Genomic DNA, 6532 nt, shown 5'->3' with positions numbered 1-6532 from the left:
CCAAGTGCAATTAAGGCCAGTGCGCCAATTGCTTTGCCGCCGATTTCGCCACAAAGCGTTAATGGAACATTATAGTGATCGCATTTTTCCACAATGAATTTCAGCATATTTAAAGCGGGAGGCGCAATCGTGTCATAGCGATTATTAAGTTTAGGGTTGTTCCGATCGCCCGCATAAAAGAATTGCATCAGATCGTTGCTGCCGATGGAGATAAAATCAACCAGAGGCAATAAATGGTCTAACTGCCAAACCAAACTTGGTACTTCCAGCATGGTTCCAACTTTAATGTCAGACGGCATGGCCCGATTATTTATGCGGTGACGTTCTAATTCTTTATCAAGAATTGAGCGCGCTTTTTGAAACTCTGCAACATTTGTTATCATTGGAAACATCACATGCAAAGTAGTACCGGCAGAAGCGGTAATAAGAGCGCGCAATTGATATCTTAATAATGCAGGACGGTCTAATGCTATTCTTATGGCCCGCCAGCCAAGCGCAGGGTTATCTTCCTTTTCGCGCTTTAAAAAGGAGACATCCTTATCACCACCTATGTCAAGCGTTCTGAAAGTGACAGGCTTACCTCTCGCTTCTTCGATAATCGATTTATAAAATTCTGCTTGTGGTTTGATTCGTGGTAAAGTTTCACTAATCATAAATTGAAATTCAGTTCTAAAAAGTCCAACACCGCTTGCACCCGTCCTATGCATTCCTTCAATATCAATAGCAAGGCCGCCATTAACTACGAGATCAATTTCAACGCCGTCTTTTGTTACTGCTCTTCTGTCTCTTAAGCCTTCGTAGGACGCGAGAAGTTCTGCGCGGTCAGTAATCGCATTACGGTAACTTTCCAAAATCTCAGGAGGGGGCGAAACAAATATTTCACCGTCTAACCCATGAACGATTAAACGGACACCTTCATCAATATCAAGCAGGCCTTTATCCACTTGACCTATCATTGGAACACCAAGAGCACGAGCCACAATTGCGACGTGTGATGTGGAAGCGCCATTTTGAAGGATAACTGCCTGTAATTTATCTCGGTCATAATCCAATAATTCTGCGGGTCCCATATTTTCGGCAATTACGATTGCATCATCAGGCAGTGTTTTTTCTGCTGCCGTTCCGGCTTTACCCATTAAATGTCGAATTAATCTATTGGCCAGATCATCAAGATCGCTAAGGCGTTCACGAAGATAAGGGTCATCGGTTTTCATCATTCTAAAGCGGTTTTCGATTTGAATTTTCTCTACGGCCGCTTCTGCCGTTAATCCGCTTTCAATGGCATTCTCAATCTTGATACGCCAGCCTTTATCGCGGGCAAACAATTTATAAACATCAAGAATTTCTCTATGTTCTCCGTGATGAATAATATCTTCCGCGGACATTATATCATCGAGCTGCTTATTTAAATTATCAAAGCCCGTTGCCAGTCTTTCTTTTTGATGATCATAATCTTCCGATAAGTGCTGAATAATTTCGGCGCGAGGTTCATGCATTACAGCTACGCCTTCAGCTAAGCCTTCAGCAAAGACTTTACCTGCGTAACGTGTAATTGCCGCTTTATCTAAAGCATCATCTTCATCAGGCGACGTGATCAGGTCACCACTCACCACAAGCTCGGCAAGCACCATAGCAACCGTTTGTAAGGCCTCTTCTTCTTCCTCAGAATAATGACGACTAATTTTATTTTGCACGACCAATACACCAACCACACGACCCGCCCTGAGAATAGGAACAGCCATAAGTGATTTATAAATTTCTTCCCCCGTTTCTGGTCGGTAAGCAAATTTTGGATGGCTTTGTGCATCACTTAAATTTAATGATGTCCCCATAGAAGCAACCAGCCCAACCAGTCCTTCACCCACCCTTAATCGTGTTTGATGAACCGCTTCTGCATTAAGTCCTTCTGTTGCAAAGAGCTCAAGAATATCTCCTCCACGAATGAAATAGGCAGAGCAAACCTCCGCGACCATATTACTGGCCACAAGGTGCACAACTCTGTTCAGACGTTTTTCCGCATCGTCCGCACTTGCCATAATTTCATGTAGCTGCCGCATTAATTGACGCGGTGCGTTTTTAGTGGGGGTCACATTGCCCTCCTTGATTTGGCTATTCCTCTTGTTTTATTTCTAAGCCAGTTGATTCGCTGCCTGTTGTACCAGATTCTCGAGTATTTCTGAAACAGGTTGAATTTTCTTCACCATTCCGACGCTTTGTCCTGCCATGACAGATCCATTTTCCACGTCTCCGTCAATAACGGCCCTTTTCAATGCGCCTGCCCAATAATGTTCAATCTCAAGTTGGGCCGCTTCCATTTCAAGTTCGCCAGATTGATATTTATTAATAACTTCGCGTTGTACGTCCATAAATTCAATTGATGCAGAATTTTTTAATGCTCGAACTGGTATTACTGGAAAACGTTTATCGATTTGAACGGATGTTACCGCATCCCTAGCGTTCCCGCGCATAAACATTTTCTTGAAATTTTCATGTGCGATTGATTCTTCCGCACAAACAAACATTGTTCCTAGCTGTGCTCCTGAAGCACCCATTTGTAAATATGACGCCATGACTTCTCCGCGACCAATACCGCCAGCAACGAAAATTGGTAAATCACTAATATGCGGAAGTATTTCTTGCGCCAATACGGATGTAGAAACAGGGCCAATATGCCCACCGGCTTCAGAGCCCTCAACGACGAGGGCATCAACACCATTGCGGATTAATTTTTTAGCAAGGCTAAGAGCTGGGGCGAAACAAATGACCTTTGTGCCACCCTCTTTAATTTTTTTAATAGAGCCGCCAGAAGGAATACCACCAGCTAAGACCACATATTTTACATTATGGGCCAAAGTGACATCAATAAGTTCATCAATTTGTGGATGCATGGTAATTAAATTAACGCCAAAAGGTTTTTTAGTTTTCGCGTGTGTTTCTTCAATCACCACCGATAAAAGGTCCGGAGTCATACTCCCGCAAGCAATAACGCCGAAACCGCCTGCATTTGATAGTGCGCTCACCAAATTACTTTCAGATAGCCAGCTCATAGCGCCGCCCATGATCGCATATTCAGTACCAAGAAAGTCTGTGCCACGCTTCCATAGTTTTTTTAGTTTATCATAGCCTTCAGTGTTCATTTTCTCGCCCTTTATTTTTATTCTTATTGTTTTATTTTATTCGACATCAAGTCCATAAGCTGTATGAAGAGCCCGAACCGCAAGTTCAGTATATTCAGCATCAATAAGAACACTGATTTTGATTTCAGACGTTGAAATCACTTGAATGTTAATGCCTTTATCAGCAAGTGTTTTAAACATAGTGGCTGCAACACCCGCATGAGAACGCATACCAACACCAACAACAGAAATTTTCACAACATTTTCATCCGTGATCACATTGTTAAATTCAATATCCGATGCAGCTTTTAATGCTTCTTGTGATTTTTCTACATCATTTTCAGGTACCGTAAATGTTAGGTCAGTCTTACGACCGTCCTCTGTTTCATTTTGAATGATCATATCAACATTAATATTATTGTCTGCTAAAAGCGTAAATACATCGCTGGCAATGCCGGGTTTATTCTTAACACCGACAATCGTCACTTGTGCTTCGTTTTTGGCATAAGTGATGCCGCTTACAACTTGATTTTCCACAATTTCTTCCTCATCAACAACCATGGTTCCTGGTTTATTTGTAAAACTTGATAATACTTGAACCCGAACACCATGGCTCATCGCCATCGCAACCGAGCGCGTTTGAAGCACCTTGGCGCCAAGAGACGCCATTTCGAGCATTTCTTCATATGTAATTTTGTTGAGCTTTCTTGCTTTTGGTACAATTCGCGGATCCGTCGTATAAACTCCCTCAACATCAGTATAAATATCACATCTATCGGCATTTACCGCCGCCGCTAATGCAACGGCAGACGTGTCAGAGCCGCCACGACCTAGCGTGGTAATACGATTGTCTTCTGATATCCCTTGAAACCCTGCAATTACACAAACAGTTCCGTCTTCCATTCGGCTTATAAGTTCTTCAGTACCTATATCCTCAATGCGCGCCGCACTATGAACCTTGTTGGTTCTCATTGGGATTTGCCATCCAAGCCATGAACGGGCAGGAACACCTATGTCTTGCAAAGCGATGGCAAGCAGCCCTGCTGTTATTTGTTCCCCAGCCGAAACAACCGTGTCATATTCACGGGCATCATGCATTGGTGATATTCCCTCGACGTAACCAACCAAGCGGTCCGTTGTACCAGCCATTGCGGATACAAATACCGAAACCTGATTTCCGGCGTCTACTTCTTTTTTAACACGGTTTGCTACATTTCGAATTCGATCTAAATCCGCAACAGAGGTTCCGCCAAATTTCATGACAATTCGCGACATAAAATAATTCTCTTAACTTATAGTTTTTCATAAAAAATAATCTGAGCCTTACATATATGCTTATAGGTGCTTGAAGCAAGTGCGGACTTGTATATATTATGCAATTATTCGTTTTTTTATCAAAAGAGGCCAAGATGGCACCTGAAAATACCCAAAGTACTGCTAAATCTGTTAATCCTGATGAAATTGCACATTTTTCATCGATGGCTGACACGTGGTGGGACCCAAATGGACCGTTTAAACCATTACATAAATTAAATCCAACGCGAATCGCATTTGTAAGAGATCAGATTTGCGCCCACTTTAAGAGAGATCCCAATGATGAGAAGCCACTAGCGGGCTTAAGAATTCTTGATATTGGTTGTGGTGGCGGACTGTTATGTGAGCCGATTGCACGACTTGGCGCAGAAATAATTGGCGCGGACGCAGCAGAAAAGAATATTAAAACGGCGGGTGTCCATGCAGAACAGATGGGATTAAATATTGATTATCGGCATATCACGGCAGAAGAATTAGCCTACCAAGGCGAGAAATTTGATGTCATCCTCAATATGGAAGTGATTGAACATGTGGCCGATATTGCTTCATTTTTAGATGCTTGCCATAAACTACTGAATAAAGATGGATGTATGACCCTCTCCACATTAAACCGGACAATGAAATCTTGGGTGATGGCCATAGCGGGTGCAGAATATATTTTAAGGTGGCTGCCGGTTGGCACACATGACTGGCAAAAATTTTTAAAGCCGTCAGAACTTTGTGAGCATGCAAAAATAAGCGGCTTTGATATTAATATCATTCAAGGCATGGTTTATAATCCATTAGGAGGAACTTGGTCATTGAGCAACAATGATTTTTCTGTCAATTACGTCGCACTCGCGGTTAAAAATAATGAGGGATAAAGCCAACTTTAAATCTATGCGTTTATGGTCCCCGAGTGGGGAGATTAAACAAGATAGACCACTTACAGAAGAAGTTCCGGTTGTTCTTGAATATAACTGTGTAACTTTTGCCGTAATGATGGCGTCGCCATCTGACTTAGTAGATTTTTCTTATGGTTTTAGCTTAACCGAAGGCATCATTGAAAAAGAAAGTGATATTATTTATTCGCAAATCAAAGACGCACCAAAAGGAAAAATTGCGGCCATTGAAATAAATGCGCAAGCCTTCCACCGCCTTGAAAAATATAATCGCACCCTTTCCGGGCGCACGGGTTGCGGTCTTTGTGGGGTTGATAAGTTAGAGCATGCCATAAAGGACTTGCCGAAAATTACTTCCGATTTTAAAACCAATGCTAAACTCATTCATAACGCGATGAATTCACTTAAATCGCAGCAACACTTAAATAAAGAAACCGGCGCGCTTCATGCAGCTGCCTTTGCAGATCATACGGGTCATATTATCGCAATAAGAGAAGACGTGGGCAGGCATAATGCACTGGATAAATTAATCGGTCATTTAATCAGAGAAAACATCGACCCTTCAAATGGTTTTGCTCTTATCACAAGCCGTTGTAGTTTCGAAATGGTTCAAAAATGTGCATTGTTTGGTATTCCAATCGTCGCCGCCGTATCTGCGACTACGGGTCTTGCCGTTTCTCTTGCTGAACAGTCTGGTATTGCCCTTATCGCTTTTGCGAGAAAAGAGGGCTTAAATATTGTCAGTGATATTGCAGATCGAATTATAAAATAAAACGACTTTCGGCGACTTTTATATCTTCACGCGTATTAATATTAAAAAATGGATCAGGGTTTTCTGTCCACTCACCTTCAATATAATCCAACTTTTTAATCAATTTCATTAAAGTATATTCGCCGCATTCAATTGACGCCTTGACGTCATTTATGATCGATACATCCCATAACCCCAAAACTGGATGAAGGCGTCCCCCTGAGCAGGCTATAACACAAGAGCTATCTTTAATTCTTAACAATTTTTCCACAAAATCATTCGGTATAAATGGTGTGTCGCAAGGTACAGTGACTATTTTTCGATAATCATTTTCCAGTGCATAATTTAAAGCTGAATAAAGACCGCCAATGGGGCCAAGATGACTTTCTTGATCAGGCACAACTTTAAATCCTTCTAGGATATTCGGATCCTGAGCATTAATGATGAGGTTTGTGACCTGAGGAGAAAGA

The 6532-nt window shown here is 41.9% G+C and carries 6 protein-coding genes; 2 read left to right on the top strand and 4 right to left on the bottom strand.

The window, feature by feature from the left end:
• The 3 genes from ptsP to ACTF6W_RS03245 form a co-directional block, all read right to left on the bottom strand.
• A partial coding sequence (gene ptsP, locus ACTF6W_RS03255; RefSeq protein WP_438993107.1) for a phosphoenolpyruvate--protein phosphotransferase occupies positions 1-2090 on the bottom strand: 2090 nt, incomplete at its 3' end.
• A 39-nt stretch (positions 2091-2129) separates the two neighbouring features.
• Positions 2130-3137, bottom strand: coding sequence for an NAD(P)H-dependent flavin oxidoreductase (locus tag ACTF6W_RS03250; protein WP_438993106.1), 1008 nt, complete (start codon positions 3135-3137; stop codon positions 2130-2132).
• A 36-nt stretch (positions 3138-3173) separates the two neighbouring features.
• The gene (locus ACTF6W_RS03245; protein ID WP_438993105.1) at positions 3174-4391 is read right to left on the bottom strand and encodes an aspartate kinase; all 1218 of its coding nucleotides are present in this window, start codon (positions 4389-4391) and stop codon (positions 3174-3176) included.
• A gap of 98 nt (positions 4392-4489) precedes the next feature.
• On the opposite strand from ACTF6W_RS03245, the gene ubiG reads away from it, so the two are divergent.
• Both ubiG and fdhD read left to right on the top strand, forming a co-directional pair.
• Complete coding sequence (gene ubiG / locus ACTF6W_RS03240) at positions 4490-5293, top strand: bifunctional 2-polyprenyl-6-hydroxyphenol methylase/3-demethylubiquinol 3-O-methyltransferase UbiG (protein WP_438993104.1); 804 nt, start codon at positions 4490-4492, stop codon at positions 5291-5293.
• Between the two features lie 16 nt (positions 5294-5309).
• On the top strand, positions 5310-6083 hold the full coding sequence (fdhD, locus tag ACTF6W_RS03235) for a formate dehydrogenase accessory sulfurtransferase FdhD (protein ID WP_438993103.1): 774 nt from the start codon (positions 5310-5312) through the stop codon (positions 6081-6083).
• Here the strand turns inward: fdhD and ACTF6W_RS03230 are convergent.
• Positions 6073-6532: NTP transferase domain-containing protein (locus ACTF6W_RS03230; RefSeq protein WP_438993102.1), on the bottom strand; the 460-nt coding region annotated here is incomplete at its 5' end. The genes fdhD and ACTF6W_RS03230 overlap by 11 nt on opposite strands.

It is taken from the genome of Pseudemcibacter sp. (genome assembly GCF_965661635.1).
In the GTDB taxonomy this organism is placed as follows: domain Bacteria; phylum Pseudomonadota; class Alphaproteobacteria; order Sphingomonadales; family Emcibacteraceae; genus Pseudemcibacter.
The sequence above is the reverse complement of the archived record's forward strand: the minus strand, read 5'-3'. Positions and strand labels throughout refer to the sequence as shown.